A 1,942-nucleotide genomic window follows, 5' to 3' on the forward strand; every position below is an offset into this window, starting at 1 on the left:
TACGGTGACCTCGACCCTGCGCTGGCCTACACGGCCACAGGCTTCAAGGCGGGTGATACCGCCGCGCTGCTGACCGGGTCTCTGACCCGGACTGCGGGCGAGAACGCCGGCGATTACGGAATCGCGCTGGGCGGCGTCTCGGCGGGCGGCAACTATACGGTGAACCTGTCGGGCGCACTGAGCTTCCGGATCACACCGGCAGCGCTGACGGTAACGGCGACCGCGGGCCAGTCGAAAGTCTACGGCGATCTTGACCCTGCGCTGACCTACACGGCCACGGGCTTCAAGGCGGGTGATACAGCGGCTCTGCTGACCGGGGCCCTGGCCCGGGCCGCAGGCGAGAACGCCGGCGATTACGGGATCACGCTGGGCGGTGTGTCTGCGGGCGGGAACTACACGGTGAGCCTGTCGGGCGCACCGAGCTTCCGGATCACACCGGCAGCGCTGACGGTGACGGCGACCGCGGGCCAGTCGAAAGTCTACGGCGACCTCGACCCTGCGCTGGCCTACACGGCCACAGGCTTCAAGGCGGGTGATACAGCGGCTCTGCTGACCGGGGCCCTGGCCCGGGCCGCAGGCGAGAACGCCGGCGATTACGGGATCACGCTGGGCGGTGTGTCTGCGGGCGGGAACTACACGGTGAGCCTGTCGGGCGCACCGAGCTTCCGGATCACACCGGCAGCGCTGACGGTAACGGCGACCGCGGGCCAGTCGAAAGTCTACGGCGATCTTGACCCTGCGCTGACCTACACGGCCACGGGCTTCAAGGCGGGTGATACAGTGGCTCTGCTGACCGGGGCCCTGGCCCGGGCCGCAGGCGAGAACGCCGGCGATTACGGGATCACGCTGGGCGGCGTCTCGGCGGGTGGTAACTACACGGTGAGCCTATCGGGCGCACCGAGCTTCCGGATCACACCGGCGGCGCTGACGGTGACGGCGACCGCGGGCCAATCGAAGGTCTATGGGGACCTTGACCCTGCGCTGGCCTACACGGCCACGGGCTTCAAGGCCGGCGACACGGCGGCCCTGCTGACCGGGGCGCTGGCCCAGGCCGCAGGCGAGAACGCGGGCGACTACGGGATCACGCTGGGCGGCGTCTCGGCGGGCGGCAACTACACGGTGAGCCTGTCGGGCGCACCGAGCTTCCGGATCACACCGGCGGCCCTGACGGTAACGGCGACCGCGGGCCAGTCGAAAGTCTACGGCGACCTCGACCCCGTGCTGGCCTACACGGCCACAGGCTTCAAGGCGGGCGACACGGCGGCCCTGCTGATCGGCTCTCTGACCCGGGCCGCAGGCGAGAACGCGGGCGATTACGGGGTCACGCTGGGCGGCGTCTCGGCGGGTGGGAACTATACGGTGAGCCTGTCGGGGTCGCCGAGCTTCCGGATCACGCCGGCGGCGCTGACGGTGACGGCGACCGCGGGCCAATCGAAGGTCTATGGGGACCTTGACCCTGCGCTGGCCTACACGGCCACGGGCTTCAAGGCCGGCGACACGGCGGCCCTGCTGACCGGGGCGCTGGCCCGGGCCGCAGGCGAGAACGCGGGCGACTACGGGATCACGCTGGGCGGCGTCTCGGCGGGTGGGAACTATACGGTGAGCCTGTCGGGGTCGCCGAGCTTCCGGATCACGCCGGCGGCGCTGACGGTGACGGCGACCGCGGGCCAATCGAAGGTCTATGGGGACCTTGACCCTGCGCTGGCCTACACGGCCACGGGCTTCAAGGCCGGCGACACGGCGGCCCTGCTGACCGGGGCGCTGGCCCAGGCCGCAGGCGAGAACGCGGGCGACTACGGGATCGCGCTGGGCGGCGTCACGGCGGGCGGCAACTACACGGTGAGCCTGTCGGGCGCACCGAGCTTCCGGATCACACCGGCAGCGCTGACGGTGACCGCGACCGCGGGCCAATCAAAAGTCTACGGCGACCTCGACCCCGTGC

General features: G+C 70.8%; 1 protein-coding gene. It reads left to right on the forward strand.

Annotation, left to right across the window (positions count from 1 at the left end; all coding sequences use genetic code 11):
- Nucleotides 1-1,942, forward strand: a 1,942-nt coding sequence (locus tag DKG75_RS23130) for an MBG-2 domain-containing protein (RefSeq protein WP_170131912.1), incomplete at both ends; no start/stop codon positions are given.

Origin of the sequence: Zavarzinia compransoris (genome assembly GCF_003173055.1) — a bacterium.
Classification (GTDB): domain Bacteria; phylum Pseudomonadota; class Alphaproteobacteria; order Zavarziniales; family Zavarziniaceae; genus Zavarzinia; species Zavarzinia compransoris.